Annotated in this window: 15 protein-coding genes; 8 read left to right on the top strand and 7 right to left on the bottom strand. The window is 72.2% G+C overall.

What is annotated here, in order from left to right; all coding sequences use genetic code 11:
• Positions 1 to 2 precede the first annotated feature (2 nt).
• Both AC0B61_RS07750 and AC0B61_RS07745 read left to right on the top strand, forming a co-directional pair.
• A complete protein-coding gene (locus AC0B61_RS07750) occupies positions 3 to 1,421 on the top strand; it encodes a family 2B encapsulin nanocompartment shell protein (protein ID WP_471739693.1) in 1,419 nt (472 codons plus the stop codon).
• 265 nt (positions 1,422 to 1,686) lie between these two features.
• Entirely contained in the window at positions 1,687 to 2,736 is a 1,050-nt protein-coding gene (locus AC0B61_RS07745; protein ID WP_471739692.1) for a family 2 encapsulin nanocompartment cargo protein polyprenyl transferase, read from the top strand.
• Positions 2,737 to 2,855: 119 nt separating this feature from the next.
• On the opposite strand, the gene AC0B61_RS07740 is transcribed toward AC0B61_RS07745, so the two are convergent.
• Entirely contained in the window at positions 2,856 to 3,896 is a 1,041-nt protein-coding gene (locus AC0B61_RS07740) for an NAD-dependent epimerase/dehydratase family protein (protein WP_471739691.1), read from the bottom strand.
• Between the two features lie 330 nt (positions 3,897 to 4,226).
• Here AC0B61_RS07740 and AC0B61_RS07735 point away from each other — a divergent pair, with 330 nt between their 5' ends.
• On the top strand, positions 4,227 to 5,564 hold the full coding sequence (locus AC0B61_RS07735; protein ID WP_471739690.1) for a DUF1254 domain-containing protein: 1,338 nt from the start codon (positions 4,227 to 4,229) through the stop codon (positions 5,562 to 5,564).
• 81 nt (positions 5,565 to 5,645) lie between these two features.
• Complete coding sequence (locus AC0B61_RS07730; protein ID WP_471739689.1) at positions 5,646 to 6,407, top strand: alpha/beta hydrolase; 762 nt, start codon at positions 5,646 to 5,648, stop codon at positions 6,405 to 6,407.
• A gap of 152 nt (positions 6,408 to 6,559) precedes the next feature.
• Here AC0B61_RS07730 and AC0B61_RS07725 read toward each other — a convergent pair whose 3' ends face one another.
• Entirely contained in the window at positions 6,560 to 7,003 is a 444-nt protein-coding gene (locus AC0B61_RS07725; RefSeq protein WP_471739688.1) for a nitroreductase family deazaflavin-dependent oxidoreductase, read from the bottom strand.
• A gap of 280 nt (positions 7,004 to 7,283) precedes the next feature.
• Positions 7,284 to 9,173: a BACON domain-containing protein gene (locus AC0B61_RS07720; RefSeq protein WP_471739687.1), complete on the bottom strand. Its 1,890-nt coding sequence runs from the start codon at positions 9,171 to 9,173 to the stop codon at positions 7,284 to 7,286.
• A 301-nt stretch (positions 9,174 to 9,474) separates the two neighbouring features.
• Between AC0B61_RS07720 and radA the strand changes: the two genes are divergently transcribed.
• Entirely contained in the window at positions 9,475 to 11,034 is a 1,560-nt protein-coding gene (radA, locus tag AC0B61_RS07715; RefSeq protein ID WP_471739686.1) for a DNA repair protein RadA, read from the top strand.
• 199 nt (positions 11,035 to 11,233) lie between these two features.
• Positions 11,234 to 12,292 carry a DNA integrity scanning diadenylate cyclase DisA gene (gene disA / locus AC0B61_RS07710; RefSeq protein ID WP_471739802.1) on the top strand — a complete coding sequence of 353 codons (1,059 nt, stop codon included), beginning with the start codon at positions 11,234 to 11,236 and terminating at the stop codon, positions 12,290 to 12,292.
• A 150-nt stretch (positions 12,293 to 12,442) separates the two neighbouring features.
• Here the strand turns inward: disA and AC0B61_RS07705 are convergent, their stop codons facing one another.
• A complete protein-coding gene (locus AC0B61_RS07705; RefSeq protein ID WP_471739685.1) occupies positions 12,443 to 13,387 on the bottom strand; it encodes a hypothetical protein in 945 nt (314 codons plus the stop codon).
• A gap of 193 nt (positions 13,388 to 13,580) precedes the next feature.
• Here AC0B61_RS07705 and AC0B61_RS07700 point away from each other — a divergent pair, with 193 nt between their 5' ends.
• On the top strand, positions 13,581 to 14,558 hold the full coding sequence (locus tag AC0B61_RS07700) for an HhH-GPD family protein (protein ID WP_471739684.1): 978 nt from the start codon (positions 13,581 to 13,583) through the stop codon (positions 14,556 to 14,558).
• 105 nt (positions 14,559 to 14,663) lie between these two features.
• On the opposite strand, the gene AC0B61_RS07695 is transcribed toward AC0B61_RS07700, so the two are convergent.
• Entirely contained in the window at positions 14,664 to 16,259 is a 1,596-nt protein-coding gene (locus AC0B61_RS07695) for an MDR family MFS transporter (RefSeq protein WP_471739683.1), read from the bottom strand.
• Positions 16,260 to 16,480: 221 nt separating this feature from the next.
• On the opposite strand from AC0B61_RS07695, the gene AC0B61_RS07690 reads away from it, so the two are divergent.
• The gene (locus tag AC0B61_RS07690; RefSeq protein WP_471739682.1) at positions 16,481 to 17,143 is read left to right on the top strand and encodes a TetR/AcrR family transcriptional regulator; all 663 of its coding nucleotides are present in this window, start codon (positions 16,481 to 16,483) and stop codon (positions 17,141 to 17,143) included.
• Between the two features lie 45 nt (positions 17,144 to 17,188).
• Here AC0B61_RS07690 and AC0B61_RS07685 read toward each other — a convergent pair whose 3' ends face one another.
• On the bottom strand, positions 17,189 to 18,115 hold the full coding sequence (locus tag AC0B61_RS07685) for a M23 family metallopeptidase (protein WP_471739681.1): 927 nt from the start codon (positions 18,113 to 18,115) through the stop codon (positions 17,189 to 17,191).
• Positions 18,116 to 18,489: 374 nt separating this feature from the next.
• Positions 18,490 to 20,811: an immune inhibitor A domain-containing protein gene (locus tag AC0B61_RS07680; RefSeq protein ID WP_471739680.1), complete on the bottom strand. Its 2,322-nt coding sequence runs from the start codon at positions 20,809 to 20,811 to the stop codon at positions 18,490 to 18,492.
• Between the last annotated feature and the right edge of the window lie 183 nt (positions 20,812 to 20,994).

Raw genomic sequence — 20,994 nt, 5'->3', positions numbered from 1 at the left:
TCATGTCGACCGAAACCAATGCCGGTATTCCAGCGCCTGGCGCGCCGTCGGAGATCCGGCAGCAGCAGAGTCTGAGCACGGCCGGTGCGCGGAACCTCGCCACGACCACCAAGTCCGCGCCGCAGATGCAGGGCATCAGCCCGCGCTGGCTGCTCAGGAAGCTGCCCTGGGTGCAGGTGTCCGGCGGTACCTACCGGGTCAACCGCCGTCTGCGCTACTCGGTCGGCCGCGGCCGGGTGGGTTTCGTCAAGACCGGCACCGAGGTGCGGGTCGTCCCGCCGACGCTCGCCGAGGTGCCGGTGCTGCGGGGCTTCCAGGACGAGGCCGTCCTGGCGGAGCTGGCCTCCCGCTTCGTACAGCGGGACTTCGCCGCCGGGGACGTCCTGGTCGAGGCCGGGACGCCGATCGGCGAGGTCTTCCTGATCGCGCACGGCAAGCTCGACCGCCTGGGCACCGGCAAGTACGGCGAGGAGACGGTGGTCGGCACGCTCGCCGACGGCGACCACCTCGGCGACGAGGCGCTCCAGCAGGACGACGGCACCTGGCCGTACACCGTCCGCGCGGCGACGTCCGGCACCGTCATGGCGCTGTCCTGGCCCTCCTTCCAGGAGTTGCACGACCGCTCCGAGGCGCTGCAGCTGCAGGTCATCGAGTACTTGAACGGCTTCCAGCAGGCGCAGAACAAGCACGGCGAGGCCGCGATCGACCTCTCCGCCGGCCACCAGGGCGAGTACGAACTGCCCGGCGCCTTCGTGGACTACGAGCTCAAGCCCCGCGAGTACGAGCTGAGCGTCGCGCAGACCGTCCTCAAGGTGCACTCCCGCGTCGCCGACCTCTACAACCAGCCGATGAACCAGACCGAGCACCAGCTCCGGCTGACCATCGAGGCCCTGCGCGAGCGCCAGGAGCACGAGCTCGTCAACAACCCCGAGTTCGGCCTGCTCAGCAACGCCGCGTACGACCAGCGGATCCAGACCCACTCCGGCCCGCCCACCCCGGACGACATGGACGAGCTGCTCAGCCGCCGTCGTGGCACCAAGATGTTCCTGGCCCACCCCGAGGCCATCGCCGCCTTCGGCCGGGAGCTCAACAAGCGCGGCATCTACCCGGGCCCGGTCGAGGTCGAGGGCAAGCACGTCATGGCCTGGCGCGGGGTGCCGGTCTTCCCATGCAACAAGATCCCGGTCGTCGGGAACACCAGCTCGATCATCGCGATGCGAGTCGGCGAGGACAATCAGGGCGTCATCGGCCTGCACCAGACCGGAATTCCGGACGAATACCAGCCGAGCCTTTCGGTGCGGTTCATGGGAATCGACGACAAGGCCATCATTTCCTACCTGGTGAGCGCCTACTACTCCGCCGCCATCCTGGTGCCGGACGCGGTCGGTGTCCTGGAGAACGTGGACATCGCGCAGCGCTGACGACACACCGGGGCCGCCGGATCCGCGCCGCCCGGCCGGGGTACCGACCGACACCCTGGCCGGGCGGCGCGTCCCGGCGTGCTCCGACGCGCACGGGCGTGCCCGCGCGACCGCTGCGATGCCGCGTCCGGGTGCCGCGTTCGCCTGCCGGGTTCGGGCACCGCGCCCGGACCACCGCGTCCGACCATCGCCCCACACCAGAGCGCAACCCCGGCCTGCCCGTGCCGGGCCATTCCATGACAGGTGCCACGAGGGGGAGAGACCCATGACGAGTCAGACGTTGGAGCGGGACCACAAGGAGGGGCACGAGGCGGCGGACATCCTCGCCCGTGCCCGTGCGCTGGTCGACCCGGTCATGCGGGCCGCCGTCGACTCGCTGCCCGGCACGATGCGCAAGGTCGCCGGCTACCACTTCGGCTGGTGGGAGGCGGACGGCACACCGGCCACCGCGCCCGCCGGCAAGGCGATCCGGCCGGCCATGGTCCTCGCCGCCACCCAGGCCCTGGGCGGCACGCCGGGCCAGGCCGCCGCCGCGGCCGCCGCCGTCGAGCTGGTGCACAACTTCACCCTGCTCCACGACGACGTCATCGACCGGGACGACACCCGCCGCCATCGCCCCACGGCCTGGCGGGTGTTCGGCACCACCGAGGCCATCCTGGCCGGTGACGCCATGCACTCCCTCGCGCTGCGCCTGCTCGCCGAGGACACCCACCCGGCCGCCCACGGATCGATCCGCCGGCTCGCCGACTGCGTGGTCGAGCTGTGCGAGGGCCAGCAGATCGACTGCGCCTTCGAGCAGCGTAACGACGTCTCGCTCGCCGAGTGCCTGGCGATGGCGGAGGCCAAGACCGGGGCCCTGCTCGGTGCCGCCTGCGCGATCGGCGCCCTGTACGGGGGCGCGTCCGAGGACGAGGCGCAGGCGATGGACGGTTTCGGCCGGGAGATCGGGCTGGCGTTCCAGTTGATCGACGACCTGATCGGCATCTGGGGGGATCCCGCGGTTACCGGCAAGCCGGTCGGCGCGGACCTGGTCGCCCGGAAGAAGTCGCTGCCGGTGGTCGCGGCGCTGGGCTCCGGCACCGTCGACGGTGAGCGGCTGGCCGCGCTGTACGGGCTCGAACGTCCGCTGAGCCCGGAGGAGTTGGTGCAGTGTGCGGCCGCCGTCGACGGGGCCGGGGGGCGCGGCTGGGCGCAGGGCGAGTCCTGCGAGCGGATGGCCGCGGCAATGGCGCAACTGGCCGCCGCCGTTCCGGAGCCCGCCGCGGCCGACGAACTGCTGGCCCTCGCCGAACTGGTGACCCGCCGCACGCATTGATTGCCTCGGTGGAGGGAGTGGGAAGTCGGCCCGTCCGACTTCCCACTCCGCTGTCACGCCCCCGCTCGGGTTCACCGTGCCGCTTCTCCCCGCGCCGCTTCTGCCCCGCGCCGCGCCGCTCACCCGAAGGCGGCCAACAGCCTCTGCTCCTTGCCGGGTTCGATGCCCTGCCGCACGGCCGCCCCCGGCCGTCCCTTGCGCCCGTCGCCGTCGGTGTCCTCGACCGGCCCGCGGGTCCGCAGCCACTCCCAGGTGTCCCGCGCGGTCTCCTCGAACGGCCGGCAGCGCAGGCCGGACGCCTCGGCCCGGCCCGTGTCGGCCAGCCAGGTGCCCGCCAGTTCGGGCAGGTCGGGCGTCCAGAACGGGAGTTCGCTCCACGGATCGACCCGGTCCGGCCCCTCGGCGAGCAGCGGCCCGTCCGCGACCCAGACCAGGTCGGTGTCCGCGGCGCCCGCGACCGCCCGGCAGGTCTCCAGCCACTCGCCGAAGCGCAGCCGCCCGGGCGGCGCCGTGGTGACGAACCGGCCCGCCGTCCGGGCCGTCAGCCGGTCCAGGCCGAAGACGGCGAAGTCCCGGACGTCGATCACCTGCATGGACCGCTGCGGATCACCCGGGGCGAGCACCCGCCCGCCGCGCGCCATCCGTTCCAGCCACCAGGGCAGCCGGCCGCCGATCTCGTACGGTCCGACGAGCAGCCCGCTGTTGAGGACCAGCGAGCGCTCGGCGCCGAACCCCGCCAGCACCGCGCGCTCGCAGCCGGCCTTCAGGGCGGTGCCGAACGGTTGGCCGGGCGGGGTGTCGGCCGGGCAGGGGTGCCGCGGGGAGTCCTCGCCGATCACCCGCCCGGGCCAGTCGGCGAAGGCGTGCACCGAGGAGACGAAGGTGTAGTGGCCGGCCTGCTCGCGGAGCAGCCGCGCGGCGAGCGCGGCCTGGGCCGGCTGCTGGGCGGAGGTGTCGACGACGGCGTCCCAGTGGCGGCCGGCGACGAGCCGGGCGAGGTCCTCGGCACTGTCGCGGTCGCCCCGGACGGCCTCGACGCCGGGCAGGTCGGCGGCGCTGTGGCCGCGGTTGAAGGTGGTCACCTGGTGGCCCCGGGCAAGGGCCTCGGCGGCGTAGGCCCGTCCGAGGAAGGACGAGCCGCCGAGCAGAAGGATCTTCATACCGGCTACCTTCTCCCGGCCGGCCCGCTCACAAGCCCGGATTAGCGCTGGGCAGAGGCCGTGGGGCGTCCGATCCGACATGCCGCCCGATCCCAGCCCGCTTAGCATCCGATCTGTGGCGGTTCGACACTGATTCGACCGTATTCGGCAATGGGAGCAGCGACAGCATGGTCACCCCGGTACTCGTGGACCCGGCCCCCGTCCGCGTGACCGCCGCCGAAGCCTGGATCGGCGCCCACCCCCGCACTGCCCGCCCGAACCGGCTGCCCGCCCCCCTCTCGACGCCCCTCTCCCCACCGTCCTGACCGACGACCGTACGAAGGACCCGCGATGAACCAGCCCGAGCTGGAGGCCCTGGCCGCCGACGCGTACGTCTACGGCTACCCGCTGGTCGCCGGCCTCACCATGGTCGAACGGTTCACCAGGGGCGGCATGGGCACCCTGCCCGCGGCGTCGTTCAACCACTTCAGCCACGCCACCCGGCTGGCCGGCCCGGCCGACGACTTCGTCTCGGTCAACAACGACACGATCTACTCGATCGCCCAACTCGACCTCTCCGAGGGCCCGCAGGTACTGCACGTCCCGGACACCGAGGGTTCCTACTACGTGCTGCAGTTCATCGACGCCTGGACGGACAACGTCGCCTACCTCGGCCGCCGCGCCACCGGCACCGGCGCACAGACCTGGCTGATCGTCCCGCCCGGCTGGCACGGCACCCCGCCGGACCCGGACCGCGTGATCGAGCTCCCGACCACCATCGGCACCGTGGTCGGCCGTTTCGCCTGCACCGGCCCGGACGACCTGCCCCGGGTCCGGGCCGTGCAGTCCGCCCTCGCCCTGGAACCGCTGGAGCCCGGCGGCCTGGTCGCCGGACTCCCCGAACCCGACCAGGACGTCCCCGAGCGGCTGGCCTTCTTCGAACGCCTGCGGGTGTGGATGCAGGCCTTCCCGCCCGCCACGGCGGACATCGAGTACCAGCGCCGCTTCGCCCCGCTCGGCCTGCTGGACGACGGCGCCTCGCCGTACCGCGCGGCCGCCCCCGAGTGGACGCTCACACTGGCCAAAGGCCTCGCCGCCGGCCGCGAACGGGTCGAGGACGCCACCCGCCCGCCCGAAGACCACCCGCCCGGCGAATGGCGCTCCGCGCTCCACCTCTTCGACTACAACACCGACCACCTGGGGCCCGGCACCCTGGACGACCCCGAGTGGCGCATCCCCGACCGCCGCGCCGCCTACCTCAGCCGCGCCGCCGCCGCCCGGGCCGGCCTCTGGGGCAACCACGCCTACGAGGCCTCGTACGCGATGACGTACGACGACTCCGACGGCCGGCCCCTCAGCGGCGCCAACAGCTACACCCTGCGCTTCGAACAGCAACCCCCGGCCGAGGCGTTCTGGTCCGTCACGATGTACTCCGTCCCGGATTACTACCTGGTCGAGAACCCGATCGACCGCTACTCGATCGGCGACCGCACCCCCGGCCTGGTCTACGGCGACGACGGCTCCCTCACCCTGACCCTCCAGCACGACCAGCCCGAGGACCCGACCGCCGCCGCCAACTGGCTCCCCACCCCGCTCGGCGAATTCCGCCCGATCATCCGCCTCTACCAGCCGAAGCCCCCGGTCCTCGACGGCACCTACCAAGTCCCCCCGATCCACCGCACCACCTGACATCCCGGCCCACGTCGCCGGGGCGGCGGACTCGCGTTGGTAGCGTGACATTGTTCGTGGTGTACGAGTGGGGGTGTCACGGTGGCCACAGAGGTTGTCGTCAGGGCGGGGATCAGATACGGGGCCAGTGGCAAGCTCCTGGACGTCTATCAGCCTGCGGGCGCGCCGGGCCCTGTGCCTGCGGTGCTGCTCTGGCACGGTCGGGGCCCCGACGAACGGGATGTCCTGGCACCGATCGCCCGCGCTGCGGCAGGGCTGGGCGTCATCGTCCTGGTGCCGGACTGGCGACCCGACGCCCCGGACGGCGGGCGAACGCATCTGAGTGAGTCAGCCGTCTTCGTACGGCAGAACGTGGCCTCCTTCGGCGGGGATCCCGAGCGGATCGCGCTCGCCGGTTGGTCGTTGGGGGGCAAGGCCGCGGTGGGTGTCGCCCTGAATCCCGCCGCGTTCGGCAACTGGCGGCCGCAAGCCGTGGTGGGAATCGCCGGTGCGTACGGATCGGCGGCACCGACCACCGGCACCGCCCCGATCGACGACCTCCGCTTGGGCGGCAGCCTGCTGCCGTCCGTGCCGGTGTGGCTGGTGCACGGCACCGCCGATCCAGTGGTGCCCGTCGAGCGTTCACGCGAGTTGCGGACGGTGCTCGAGGAACACGGCTGGCCGGTGTCACTCGACGAGGTCGCGACCGACCACGCCGGCGTCATCATGACCGAGTTCGCCCCCGAGCGCGGCCGCTGCCTGCCCAGCACGGCTGACCACGCCGTCGAGGCGGGATCGCAGACCGCCGACGTACTGGCCCGCGCCGCCGGACTCTCTGCTCAGCACTCCAGTCGCCGATCGTGATCTTGCTGGTGGGTGGGTGCAGAGACCGCTGCGGCCGCCGATGATCACCGTGAGCTGCGTGGACAACCGAAGATCAGGCATGGCTCACAAGGGCGCCAAACCCCGCGGGAGCGCAAGTATTTGAGGTTGTCGTGCCCTGCAAAATACCTACCTCAAGGGCGGGGCTCGAGCACGAAGACGGGGATCACGCGGTCGGTCTTCTCCTGGTACTCGGCGTACGGCGGATATGCGGCGACCGCGCGCTCCCACCACTCGGCTTTCTCGTCCCCGGTGAGCTCGCGGGCCGTCATGTCCCGGCGCACAGGCCCGTCCTGGAGCTCCACGTGCGGGTCGGACTTGACGTTGAAGTACCAGACCGGGTGATGCGGGAAGCCGCCCTTCGAGGCGACGGCCGCGTACCGCCCCTCGTGCTCCACGCGCATCAACGGGACCTTGCGGATCTTGCCGCTCTTCGCACCTCGGGTCGTGAGAATCACGACGGGCAGGCCCGTGTCCCAGAGCGTCGATCCCTGCGTCCCGCCAGAACTCTCGTACTGCTCGACCTGATCGCGCACCCACTGCGCCGGACTCGGCTCGTATTCGCCCTCAAGAGGCATCGCGTTCACCCCATCGTCACGTCATGAAATGTGGTGCCCGATAGGTGGTCAGGTAAAAACACCAAGTGCCTACGACCGGCAAGAATGAGGATTGTCGAGGCCCTTGTTCCCACTCCAGTCGGAGGCACCTCCCAGGCGAGGAAGCATATCGGGTAGTACCCGCGGGTTCGTGTCGTGCCGGTGGCCTGGGCCGGCAACCTGCCCCAGCCTCGAGAAGACCGCACCTCGTAGACCCAGAGTCCCCGTCGGCACGCCGACGAGGACTCCTGAACGACCGAGGCTAATGCGCCGACGTCGATGTGGATGCCGGGGCCGATGCCGTCGGCGTCCCCGTCGGATGCGGTGTCGCACTGGTCGGCGGGGTTGCCGTCGGCGTGCCCGAGCGGGTGGGCGAACTCGTCGGGGTGGTGGACGTGGGTGCCGCCGTCGGCGATCCCGGTGCCGGGGAGCCGGACGGTGACGGCGCGCCCGTGGCCGTCGGCGTCGAGGTGGCCGTCGGCGAGGCGGACCCTGTCGGCGACGGGTCCGCCGGGGTGGAGGTGGGGCCGCCACGGTTGGTCGGGCCGCCTTCCAGGGTGACCACCGCCTGGGAGGGCTGCAGCGCGATCCGGGCGGTCCAGTGCGTCGCGGGCGCCAGGTCCTCGTCCACGGTGACGATCACGGTGATCCGCTGGCCGGGCGCGAGCGTGCCGGAGTCGCGGCTGAGCCGGAGCCAGCCGGCGTCCGTCACCGCGTGCCAGCGGATCTCGGTGGTACCGGAGTTGGTGAGGGTGAGGACCGTACGGCTGCCGTACTCGCCGGCCTCGACGGTGAGCAGCCCGGCCGGGGCCGTCTCGGTGGTGCCGGGCGCGGAGGCCCGTTCGACGACGGGGGCCGGCGCGGCGACGAGGGTCGGGCTGCTGAGCGGGGTGGCGCCGTGGGCCGGGACGGGGACCGCTGCGCCCTGGAAGGTCAGCCGTGGAAAGCCGGGAAGCAACGTTTCTGCACCGCCGATACCGGCCCCACCCGCCCCCGCCAGCTCCAATCCTGGCATCCCTGGCACCCCAGGGCCTCCGGCCGCTACCCCCGGCTGCGGCGGTCGCTGCCCGGCCTCCTGGCCGGCCTCGCCCACCCGCACCGCCGACACCGAGGCCGCCGACCCCGGTCCGCCGCCGACCCGGTGCCCGGCCCAGAGGGCGATCACCGGCGCCGCCAGGACGGCCGCGAGCACCCCGGTGGTCACCACCCGCCGACGGACCGCCAGTCCGCGCCCCGCGTCGGGCGCCCGGTGCCGCGGGAAGCCGCCCTGGTCGAACCGCAACCCCGGCTCCGCCCAGGCCGCAACACCCGCTGGAACACCCGCTGGAACTCCCACCCGAGCACGCGCCGGAGAAGGCGCAGGAACCGCAGCCGGAGCCCGCAACAACGGCAGCCCCGCCAGCCCCGCCACGCCCTCCGCCGCCCCGTCGGCCACCCGCTCCGCCGTCCCCCGGCAGGTCGGGCAGTCCACGACGTGCTGGACCAGTTCCCGCCGCAGTGCCGGGCCGAGCACCCAGTCCCGCCAGGACTCCGCCCCGGCCCCGCCGAGCCGGTCAAGCTCCGGGCAGCTGCCCACGCCGAGTACCAGCAGCGCCGTCCTCGTCCGGGCCACCTCGGCCTCGGCTCCGGCCAGCAGTTCCCGGGTGCGCTCGAACGGCAGGCCCAGCACGGCCGCGACCTCCAGCGGGGTCAGCCGGTGCCGGGCGGACAGCTCCAGCGCCTCGCGCTGCTCGGGGTCGGTGCCGGCCGCCTCCGGCCAGGCCAGCGACGCCAGTTCGCGCCGACGCCGCGCAGCCTCGGCCTCGCTCGGCTCCGCCCCGTACTCGCGCCCAGCCCCGACCCCAACGCCGGCCTCGCCACCAGCACCAACAGCAGCACCAGCATCAGCCCCGGCGCCGGCCCCGTCCGCGAGCCGCCGCAGGCAGCAGTACCGGGCCAGCGAGAACAGCCAGGCCCGTACGAGCCCGGGCTCGGCCAGCCGGGCGCCGTGCCGCTGCGCCAGCTCGCGGGCCTCGTGCAGGGCGTCGGCGGCGGCGTCGTGCTCGCACAGCACCGAGAGGCAGTAGGTGAACAGGCCGTCCACCTGCCGGTCGTAGGCCGCGAGCACGGCGGCGGCCTGAGGCCCGGCCGGCCCAACAGTTCGCGTTGTCACCCGTCCGACGGTAGAGACACCGGACGCTTCTCCCTCACCATTCCCCGCGTATGTACTTCTTTCGGGTAACAACATCGCCCATCTGTGTGGATGCACGGCGAGCCCAGTGGCGGACCGCCGTCTCCGTACCCAAGCACCGCCGCACCCGAGCGCCCCGAGCACTGCCGTACCCGGGCGTCCCAAGCACCGCCGCACCCGAGCGCCCCGAGCTCCGCCCCGAGCACCGCCCTGCGAGCCGCCCCCACGCTCCCCGAGACCGCCCCCACCGTCGCTGTCGTACCCAGGCGCTACCGTGGGCCGCATGCCTCCGCGTTCCAAGACCACTGCCAAGCCGCGCCCGGCGTACCGCTGCACCGAGTGCGGCAACCAGCTGCCCAAGTGGGTCGGCCGCTGTCCGGAGTGCAACGCCTGGGGGACGGTCGAGGAGTACGGCGCGGTGCCGATCCGGACGACGGCGGCCGGCCCGGTCAGCGCGCCCGCCCGCCCGATCGGCCAGGTGGACGGCCAGGTCGCGACGGCCCGTTCGACGGGCGTGCCGGAGCTGGACCGGGTGCTCGGCGGCGGGCTGGTCCCCGGCGCGGTGGTGCTGCTGGCGGGTGAGCCCGGTGTCGGCAAGTCGACCCTGTTGCTGGATGTCGCGGCCAAGGCGGCGACCGCCCAGCACCGCACGCTCTACGTCACCGGTGAGGAGTCGGCCGGCCAGGTCCGGCTGCGGGCCGACCGGATCAACGCCCTGTCCGAGCACCTCTACCTCGCCGCCGAGTCCGACCTCGGCGCCGTGCTGGGGCACGTCGAGGCGGTCAGCCCCGGCCTGCTGATCCTGGACTCGGTGCAGACCATCGCCTCGGCCGAGCTGGACGGCGCGCCCGGCGGCCCGGCCCAGGTCCGCGAGGTGGCGGGCGCGCTGATCCGGGCGTCCAAGGAGCGCGGCATGGCCACCCTGCTGGTCGGCCACGTCACCAAGGACGGCCAGATCGCCGGCCCGCGCCTGCTGGAGCACCTGGTGGACGTGGTGCTCAGCTTCGAGGGCGACCGGCATGCCCGGCTGCGCCTCATCCGCGGGGTCAAGAACCGTTACGGCGCCACCGACGAGGTGGGCTGCTTCGAGCTGCACGACGAGGGCATCGTCGGTCTGGCCGATCCGTCCGGCCTCTTCCTGACCAGGCGTGACAAGCCCGTTCCGGGCACCTGCCTGACCGTCACGCTGGAGGGCAAGCGCCCGCTGGTCGCCGAGGTGCAGGCGCTGATGGTGGATTCGCAGATCCCGTCGCCGCGCCGCACCACCTCGGGTCTGGAGTCGCCCCGGATCGCGATGATCCTTGCCGTGGTCGAGCGGCACGGCGGGGTGAAGCTCGGCAAGCAGGACATCTACACGGCGACGGTCGGCGGGGTGAAGTTGAGCGAGCCGTCCGCGGACCTCGCGGTGGCGCTCGCGGTGGCCAGTTCCTCCACGGACACCCCGCTGCCCAGCAATCTGGTGGCGATCGGCGAGGTCGGCCTGGCGGGTGAGGTACGGCGGGTGACGGGTGTGCAGCGGCGGCTCGCCGAGGCGCACCGGCTGGGCTTCACCCACGCCCTGGTCCCGCCGGACCCGGGCAAGGTGCCGCCGGGCATGAAGGTGGTCGAGGTGGCCGACATCGGCGAGGCGCTGCGGGCCATCCCGGGTCGTCGCCGGGGCGCCGCCAAGCCGCGCGGCGAAGCTCGTGCGCAGGCCGGTGGCGAGGCCGCCGCCGAGGGCCGTGCGAAGGCCCGTGGTGAGGCCCCGTCGGCGCCGCCGGCCCCCCGCTCGGCGCGGGTCGCGGCGTACCCCGAGGAGCTGATGGACGGCTGGGAGCCGCTCGACTCCGACGAAGTGCGCTGACCCAAGCTCTGCCGAAGCCACACGCAGTTAGACTTTCCCCAGTCTCATTGGCCAGAAGGCAGTACCGAGCGGTACTGAGCGACAGAGCAACAGACCGCGGACCGGCGCACGGCGCGAGGCGCGGCACGGGGTCGACCGGAGGAGTCACGTGGCAGCCAGCGACCGGGGGGCGGACAAGGCCTCCCGTGAGGAGGCCCTGCTGCGGGCCTCCCTCACCGCCATCGCGCCCGGCACGGCGTTGCGTGACGGCCTGGAGCGGGTCCTGCGGGCCAACACCGGCGGCCTGATCGTGCTGGGTTTCGACAAGGCGGTCGAGTCCCTCTGCACCGGCGGCTTCGTCCTGGACGTCGAGTTCACGGCGACCCGGCTGCGCGAGCTGTGCAAGCTCGACGGCGCGGTGGTGCTCGACAAGGACATCACGAAGATCGTCCGGGCCGGCGTGCACCTGATGCCGGACTCGACCATCCCCACGGACGAGACCGGCACCCGCCACCGCACCGCCGAGCGGGTCAACCGGCAGACGGGCTACCCGGTGGTCGCGGTCTCGCATTCGATGCGGCTGATCGCAATGTACGTCAACGGCACCCGCCGGGTGCTGGAGGACTCCACCACCGTGCTGTCCCGCGCCAATCAGGCGCTGGCCACCCTGGAGCGCTACAAGCTGCGCCTGGACGAGGTGGCGGGCACGCTCTCCGCGCTGGAGATCGAGGACCTGGTGACGGTGCGGGACGTCACCGCCGTGGCCCAGCGCCTGGAGATGGTCCGGCTGATCGCGACCGAGATCGCCGGCTACGTGCTGGAGCTCGGGACCGACGGCCGCCTGCTCTCGCTGCAACTGGACGAGCTGATCGCGGGCGTGGAGCCGGAGCGCGAACTGGTCGCCCGGGACTACTTCCCGGAGCGGGCGGCCAAGAAGGGCCGGACGGTCACCGAGGTGCTGGCCGACCTGGAGGCGCTCACCCACGCCGAGCTGCTGGACCTGCAGACGGTCGCCAAGGCGCTCGGATACTCGGGGACGCCGGAGTCCCTGGACTCCGCGGTCTCGCCGCGCGGCTACCGTCTGCTGGCGAAGATCCCGCGCCTGCCCAACACGGTGATAGAGCGTCTGGTCGAGCACTTCGGCGGCCTGCAGAAGCTGCTCGCCGCCAGCATCGACGACCTGCAGACGGTCGAGGGCGTCGGCGAGACCCGGGCCCGCTCGGTCCGCGAGGGCCTGTCCCGGCTTGCCGAATCGTCCATCCTGGAGCGCTACGTCTGATCCGCACACCGGCGGCAGACGGCCTCCGGGGAGTTCGCTCCCCAGGGGCCGTCCCCTTGCCGTCACGGCCCCGCGACGCCGGCTCCCCGCCCTGCGACGCAGGAGCCTCCGGCCGCGCGGCGACGGGGGACTCCGAACCGATATGACCCCTCAGTTGTCCAGTCGGATCGAGGTCCGCGCCGAGACCTTGTCCCCGGTGAGCCCGGTGAGTTCGGCGAGCACCACGTAGGTGCCGTTCGCCGGGGCCGCCTGGTCGGCGGTCGCGCACTGCGGCTTGCTGCGGCTGCGGTCCCAGGTGAAGGTCTCGGTCTGGTTGCCGTTGGCCGCCAGCTGTACCCAGATGCTGCCGCGGTCGGCGGGGCAGTCGCCGGAGGACCAGACCCGGTCGCCGTTGCTGGCGCTCACGGTGATCGCGGAGGCGACGCGGCCGAGGTCCACCCGGCAGTTGGCGCCGGAGGAGTTCTTGACCGTCAGGGCCAGCTTCGGCTTGTCCTTGGGCTGGTACGAGTTCTGGGTGCCGGCCAGTTCCAGGGCGACCTGCGAGGAGGCGCAGACCGGGAGCGCCAGGATGTCGGGGGTGTTCACCGGCGGGGTGCCGCCGCCCGAGCCGCCGGCTCCGCCGGACCCGCCAGAGCTGCCCGATCCGCCGCTCCCGTTCGCCGTCCCGCCGCCGGTGCCACCGGCCCCGTTGCCGGCCGTCGAGCCGCCGCCGGCCGTCGAGCCGCCGCCGGCCGTCGAGCCGCCGCCGGGGGCCGGGTTGGCACCGGTGCCGCCGCTGAGGTTGACCTCGGTACCGCCGCCGCCGGCCACCGGGCCGCCGCCGGGGTTGCTCCCGCCGCCGCTGCCGCCACCGGGGCGGGCCGCGGGGCCGCTGGGCGAGGCGCCGGGCGTGATGGCCTCGACCGGGGTCTGGGGCTGGGACGGAACGGGCTGGGCGGCCTTGCTCTGTGAGCCGCCGTCACCGCCTCCGCCCTGATCGGTCATCAGCCAGGCGATCAGGGCGATGACCGCCGCGGCGGCGACGAGCACGACGACGCGCCGTCGCCAGTAGATCGAGGCCGGCAGCGGTCCCACGGGTTGACGCAGAGAGGGCACGACCAAACTCTACGAGACTGTGTGTGGCGATTGACTCACCAACACCGCACAGTCGCCCCTTCCTTCACATGATCCGCCATTTCATCCGTTCGAGGGAGCCCCGGACGGCTGATTTCCGGGAAATTCCCGGGAGGACCCGGAGCGTTCTCCTCCACTTCGGCCGGGTCGGCGGGCATGGCAGGATCGAAGGGCCATGACTGCCATCACCGCCACCGCCACCGCGCCCACCGCGCCCTTCGCCGCCCGCGCCGTCGACGCCGGCCCCGCCGCTGCCGCCGACGCCCTCCGGCTGCCGATGCCCCTGCCGCTGTTCCACTCGACCGTCCTGGACTGGTACGAGGCGAGCAAGCGCGACCTGCCCTGGCGGACCCCCGACGCGACGCCCTGGGCGGTCATGGTGAGCGAGTTCATGCTCCAGCAGACCCCTGTCAAGCGCGTGCTGCCCGCCTGGGAGGCCTGGCTGACCCGCTGGCCGACCCCGGCCGCCCTCGCCGCCGAGGCACCGGGCGAGGCGGTGCGGATGTGGGGTCGGCTGGGCTACCCGCGCCGCGCGCTGCGGTTGCACGCGGCCGCCGTGGCGATCACCGAGGAGCACGGTGGCGAGGTCCCGGACGACCACGCCACGCTGCTCTCGCTGCCCGGGGTGGGGGAGTACACCGCCGCCGCCGTCGCCTCCTTCGCCTTCCGCCAGCGGCACGTGGTGCTGGACACCAACGTCCGCCGGGTCTTCGCCCGCGCGGTGACCGGCGTCGAGTACCCGGCCCAGGCCACCACCGCCGCCGAGCGCCGCACCGCCACCGTCCTGCTGCCCGACGACGCCGAGACGGCCGCCACCTGGGCGGTCGGCGTGATGGAGCTGGGGGCGTTGGTCTGCACCGCGCGCGGTCCGGAGTGCGGGGAGTGCCCGCTGTTCACCGGCTGCGCCTGGCAGCGGGCCGGCCGCCCGCCGTACGAGGGCCCGGCACGGCGCGGCCAGTCCTACGAGGGGACGGACCGCCAGGTGCGCGGCAAGCTGCTCGCGGTGCTCCGCGAGTCCCACGGCGACGTCGGGCAGGCCCGCCTGGACGCGGTCTGGCCGGACGCGGTGCAGCGGGCCAGGGCCCTGGACGGCCTGGTGGCGGACGGCCTGGTCGAGCCGGTCGAGCAGGGCGTCTACCGCCTGCCCCGATAAGGCGGCGGGAGACGACCGCCGCCGACCACGTACGTGACCGCAGCCGACGGCGCCCCCGGGAGGACGAACCTCCCGGGGGCGCCGCGGTCGTACGGGAACGGGCCGTCAGACGGCGGCCGCCTCCAGCGAGGCCTCGGCCGGCTTCTCGCCGTTGCCCGCCCCGCGCAGCGGCACCTCGCGCACGAACACCGCGGCGGCGATGGCGATCACGGCCACCCCGGCGCCCCACAGGAAGATGCTGTGCACGCCGTTGGACACCGCGTGGTTGTAGGCGTCCTGGACGTAGTCGGGCAGCTTGCGCAGGTCGTTCAGACTCATCTGGCTCGGGTCCTTCATCCCGCCGGCGGGCTGCGGCTTCCCGGCGAGCCGCTCGGTCATGGTGTCCTTCACCCGGTTGTTGAACAGGGCGCCGAACAGCGCGACACCGAAGGAACCGCCGATGGTGCGGAAGAGGGTGGCGGTGGAGCTGGCCACGCCCATGTCCTTGAGCTCGACGCTGTTCTGCGCGACCAGCATGGTGATCTGGATCAGGAAGCCCATGCCGGCGCCCAGCACGACCATCCAGCAGGCCGAGGTGAAGCTGCTGGTCCCGGTGCCCATGGTGGAGAGCAGGAGCAGGCCGCCGGTCATCACGACGGTGCCGATGATCGGGAAGATCCGGTACTTGCCGGTCCTGGTGACGGCCTGGCCGACCACCAGCGAGACCACCAGCATGCCGAACATCATCGGCATCAGCAGCAGGCCGGAGTTGGTCGCCGAGGCGCCCTGGACCGTCTGCTGGTAGAGCGGCAGGAAAACGGTCGAACCGAACATCACGAAGCCGACGACGAAGCCGATGACCGCGACCAGGGTGAAGTTCAGGTTGCGGAACAGGTTCAGCGGCAGCATCGGCTCCTGGGCCCGCTGCTCGACGTAGCAGAAGGCGATCAGCGAGGCGGCGGCGAGCGCGGCCAGGCCGAGGATCTCCTTCGAGCCCCAGGCGTACTGCTGGCCGCCCCAGGTGGTGATCAGCACGAGCGAGGTGATGCCGGTGGTGAGCAGCACGGCGCCCGGGTAGTCGATCCGGGCGGTGCTGCGGACCTTCGGGAGCTTCAGGGTGACGACGACCACGGCGAGCGCGACCACGCCGAGCGGCAGGTTGATGTAGAAGGTCCAGTGCCAGCTCAGGTGGTCGGTGATGAAGCCGCCGGCCAGCGGGCCGCCGATGGTGGCGAGGGCCATCACCGCGGCGAACATGCCCTGGTACTTGCCGCGGTCCCGCGGCGGGACCAGCGCACCCATGATCGACATGACGCCGACCATCAGACCGCCGGCGCCCAGGCCCTGGACGGCGCGGAAGCCGATCAGCTCGTTCATGTTCTGCGACAGGCCGGACAGCGCCGAGCCCACCAGGAAGATCACGATCGAGGTGAGGAAGATGCCCTTGCGGCCGTACATGTCGCCGAGCTTGCCCCAGATCGGGGTGGAGGCGGCGGTGGCCAGGGTGTACGCGGTGACCACCCAGGACAGGTGCTCGGCGCCGCCGAGGTCGTGGACGATGGTCGGCATCGCGGTGCCGACGATCAGGTTGTCGAGCATGGCCAGCAGCATGGTGACGACCAGGCCGACCATCACGAGGCGGATCTCGCGGGGTGACCGCGGCTGCTCCTCCTCGGCCGTCTTGTCCTCCGGTACCGGGCCGGCGGTCTTGGACTGTGACATGAGGTGGGTCTCCCGGAGGGGTGGTTCGGACGGAACGTCGTGCCGCGCGGCGGCTCACTTACTTGTCGCCCGGCTAGTTAATCGATCGTCGGCACGGTAAGTTGTTCCCTAGCCGGTCGTCAAGCCAGTTTTCCGACCGAGTACCTGGGCAGGGAGAATGTGCCCGGGGCGGACGCCACCGGGAGTCCGCAGCAGTCACCGACGCAGTCATGAGGCAGGCCATGGGCACTCCGCACAGCCCCCGCAGCGACACCCGGGCTCGCATCATCGAGGTGTCGTTGGAGCTCTTCTCCGAGCAGGGCTACGAGCAGACCTCGTTGCGCGAGATCGCCGACCGCCTCGGCGTGACCAAGGCCGCGCTCTACTACCACTTCAAGACCAAGGACGACATCGTCCTCGGCATCGTCGAGCGGATGGCCGCGCCGATCGACGAGACCATCGCGTGGGGCCGCGAGCAGGCCTGGAGCCCGGAGATGCGCGACGAGCTGATCCGCCGTTTCGCGGACGGGATGGCCGAGCGGGCCCCGCTGCTGCGCTTCTTCCACGAGAACCAGCCCGCGCTGCGCGAATCCCCGGCCGGCCTGGCCTTCCGGGACCGCATGATCACCATGATGCAGCTGGTGCACGGGCCGGACGCGGACTTCCCGGACCGGCTGCGCGCCGCGATGGCGCTGTTCACCGTCCACTCGGCGCTGTTCCTGCTCAAGCAGGACCACGCGGACTGCTCCCACGCCGAGAACGTCTGGGGCGAGCCGCTGGCGGCGACGACCACGCTGGAGGGGGCGATCGAAGCGGCCCGGGACGTCGCGCTGGAGATCGGCGGCCGGATCAACCACCCGGCCCCGACCGCGCCGGCCTCCTGGCAGCCCGCCGGCTCCCGGTAACGCCCCGGCGCCCCGGCGCTCAGGCACCGGGCCGAGGCGCCGGGGTCAGAAGTTCGTGACGCCGTGCCCCGCGAGGTACGCGATCGGGTTGACCACCGCGCCGTAGCGGTTGCTGGTGCGGATCTCGAAGTGCAGGTGCGGCCCGGTCGAGTTGCCGGTGCTCCCGGACAGCCCGATCCGCTGCGCCGCCGAGACCTGCTGGCCCGCCGAGACCGCGACCGAGGACATGTGCGCGTACTGCGCGAAGCGCCCGTCCGCGAGCCGCAGCACGACCTCCTTGCCGTACGCGCCGTCCCAGCCGGCCGACACCACGGTCGCGTTGCCGACGGCCAGCAGCGGCGTGCCCGGGGAGACCGCGAAGTCCACCCCGGTGTGGTACCCGGCCGCGTACTCGCGGTTGGCCACCCCGTACGGATTGCTGGTCGGTGCGTCCGGCACCGGCGCGGACCACTCGGGGGCGGGCGCGGGCGCGGGCTCCGGTGCGGGCTCGGGCGCCGGCGCGGCGGCGGCCTCCGGCTCCGCGGCCGGGGCGGGCGCTTCAAGCGGCAGCAGGTTGGCCGCCACCGCCACGAACTGCTGGGCCGATGCGCCGTCCTCAGGCAGCCGGTACGGGCTGGGCCCAGCCACCTGGACCACTCCCGGGTCGGGCACCTCCGCCCGCGGCGCGGTGAAGGCCGAGCTGCCCGGCGTGGTGGGCCGGACGGTCTGTGCCGAGGCGCTGCCGGGAGCGGCCACCAGCAGGACGCCGGCGATCAGTACCGCGGCCGCTCCGGCCGAGACCAGCGCATGGTCGTGCTCGGCCCGCTGACGACTGCCCGGCAGCGTGCTGTGGCGGGGCGTGGCGAGCATGCGCAGGGGCGCGGCGTGGGTGCGGACGGCGTGGCCGAGCCGGGGCTGCCAGGCGGCCGCCTGGGCCGCTGTGCGGGCGGCGAGCCGGCGCAGGGTCGGCCCCACGGGCGGGACGGTGGACATCGGTAGCCGTACCTCACGGTCGTACGGGGGCAGCACGAAGGGCCCGTTCGGGCGCGTGCTGAGCGGGGGACCACTCAGGTTTAACGGTCACCGGGCGCAGTCCCAAACCGGGCGGCCTACTACGGCGGGTAGTCGGCACGCCGCCGGAGATTCGAGCCGGCCGAGTAATGATCATGAGATCCGATCGCCCTGCCCGCATCGGCCAGGTCCGAGCGCGCCGCCCGCACCGCTACTACCGCCGGTCGTACCAGGCCGAGGGCCTGTGACCAGAGCCACGGAAAAGCGTCCGGCCCGCCCCCGCGCGGTGCGGGGACGGGCCGGACTGGAGGTGTCAGAGCTGCCTGGTCACAGGCCGATCGCTACCGAGGGAGCGATCAGTTGTCGACCGGGCGGACCCGGATCCAGGTCTCCAGGTAGTTCGAGGACTCGTTCTCGATCTCGATGCTGGTCCCGGTCTTCGGGACGTCGACGCCGCTGTACGGGTCGTCCTTCGACCACCAGGACTTCAGGTCCGAGAACTCGTCGACGCCCTTGGCCTTCGGGATGACGGTCTCGACGCCGGCCTTGTGCAGGGTCAGCGCCTGCACGCGGCGCGAGCCGAAGGTGGAGTCGAAGCCCTGGACGCGCGGACGCATCAGGGTGCCGTCGGCCCACTTCAGCGGGGCCGGGTGCGAGTCGACCGGCAGGACCAGGCCGTGGCCCGGGTGGGCGCTGACGTTGTTGTCGGTCTGCGACTCGTCCCAGTACCAGATCAGCAGACCGGCCTGGTAGGGGTAGTGCTCGACCCAGCCCGGCTTGTCGGCGAAGCCGAAGTTGTACGGACCGGTCTTCAGGGTCTGGTCGAAGGACACGTACTGCCGGTTCTCCGCGATGTAGTACTGCGCGTAGTCCTTGGTGTACGAGCCGCCGAAGCGGGAGAACCCGGCGGTCGCCCAGCCGTTGTCACCCTTTTCGACGTCGTCGCTGAACACGGTGGCGCCGTCGGCGGTCACCGTGATGTCGTCCAGCGCCAGGCCGCGGTAGTGCAGGCCGCCGTCGGTGGTGTTGTGGTAGCGGAACTTGACCTGCTTGCCCGCGTAGGCGTCCAGGTTGAAGGACAGGTCGCCCCAGGTCGCGGCCAGGCCGCTGACGGCCGGGCGGCCGTTCTCGCGGGGCAGCGGGGCGCCGTTCCAGGTGCCGTCCACGACGGTCCAGGTCTTGCCGCCGTCGGTGGAGACCTCGCCGAAGGCGTAGTCGAAGTCCGGCTCCAGCTCGTACCAGGCCTTGGCGTTGATGGCGGCCTTGGTCTTGCCGGTCAGGTCGAGGTCACGGGTGAGCGTGACGTTCAGGTTGTCGGCGCTGCCGCTCCACCACTCACCGCTGCCGCCGAACGGCTTGTTGATCTCGGTGGTGATGCTCTTCTTCGGCAGGTCGACGATCAGGCTCTGCGGCAGGCTGGTGTTGTACTCCGCCGGGCCGATGTGGTGGGTCGACTCGGTGCCGGCCTTGGCGCGGTCCGCCTTCAGCCAGCCGAGCTTGAACTTGCTCCAGCCGTCGAGGTCGTTCGGCATGTCGCCGATGCTGTTCTTGCCCTCGCCGAGCCAGGAGCCGGAGGACATCAGCGACCAGAAGCCGACCGAGTTGTCGATGCCCTTGCCGGCGGTGTCGTAGAGGTCCGGCAGACCGAGGTCGTGGCCGTACTCGTGGGCGAAGACGCCGAGGCCGCCGTTCTCCGGCTGCATCGTGTAGTCGCCGATCCAGAGGCCGGTGTCGCCGACCTGGACGCCGCCGAGCTTGTTGCCGTCGGGGCCGGCCTGGCCCGTCAGGTTGCCGTAGGCGTAGGAGCGGTGGGCCCACAGGGCCTTGCTGCCCTGCTTGCCGCCGCCGGCCGACTTGTCCTCACCGGCGTGCACGATCTGGAAGTGATCGATGTACCCGTCGGGCTGGTTGAAGTTGCCGTCGTGGTGCGAGCCGTAGCGGTCCCACTGGTCGTACTGGGCCAGGGTCGCCTTGATCTGCTCCGGCGTCTGACCCTTCGCCAGCTGGTCCTTGTTCCAGATGTCCACGGCGTCGCGGATCAGGTCCTGGGCGCTGGCGCAGACGTTGGAGCCGCAGTAGTCGGAGCCGTAGCGGGCCTCGTTCCACGGCACCCGGACCCAGTCCGAGACCACGCCGTCGACCGAGTAGCGGCCCGAGGACTGCTTCTCGTAGAAGGTCTTCAGCGAGGGCTTGTCCTTGGAGAAGTACAGGTCCTGGTAGTGCTGCTGGTTGTAGTCGGCCTGCCAGGCGGTCGAGTTGTTGGTGGCCGGGTCCGGCTGCGCGATCTCGTTGTGCTTCGGGCCGGCCTCACCGCCGTACTTGACCTTGCCGTCCGGCGTCTTGGTGGTGCTGTCCACCTGGTCGCCGAAGTCGACCAGGATGGTGAAGATCTTGTCCGTGCGCTCGCGGGCGAGCTCCACGTACTTGTCCTTGCCGAGCTTCACGCTGGTGCTGCCGTTGTGCTGCTCGACCTGGGCGGTGCCGTCGAGCAGCTTCTCGGTGGCGGCCTTCTGCTCGGCCTCCACCTTCGCGGTCAGCGGGCCCGGGATGTTGTGCTCGGTGTTCTGCTGGACGGCGTCAGCCGGATCCCTCGGCACGGGCGCCGAACCGGCCGCGACGGCGGCGCTCGGGAACAGGCCCGCGCCGAGCGTGACTATGACCGCTGCGGCAGTGGCCACCGCAGCGGTTCTCGTGATGTTCTTCAACGGTGTGACGTCCTCCCCGACCGGGGCCAGCTCTTGGCCAAAGCCCGGCAAACCAAAATGAAAGACAGGTGGACGTCATTTGATACAAGCGTGCACAGAAAAGATAGATCTTGACCATGACATGGTCACGGCGCTATGCTCCGCGACTTCCTATCA

It is taken from the genome of Kitasatospora sp. NPDC023385, from assembly GCF_055664045.1.
Note: the sequence above shows the minus strand (reverse complement) of the source record. Positions and strands in the feature narration are given on the sequence as shown.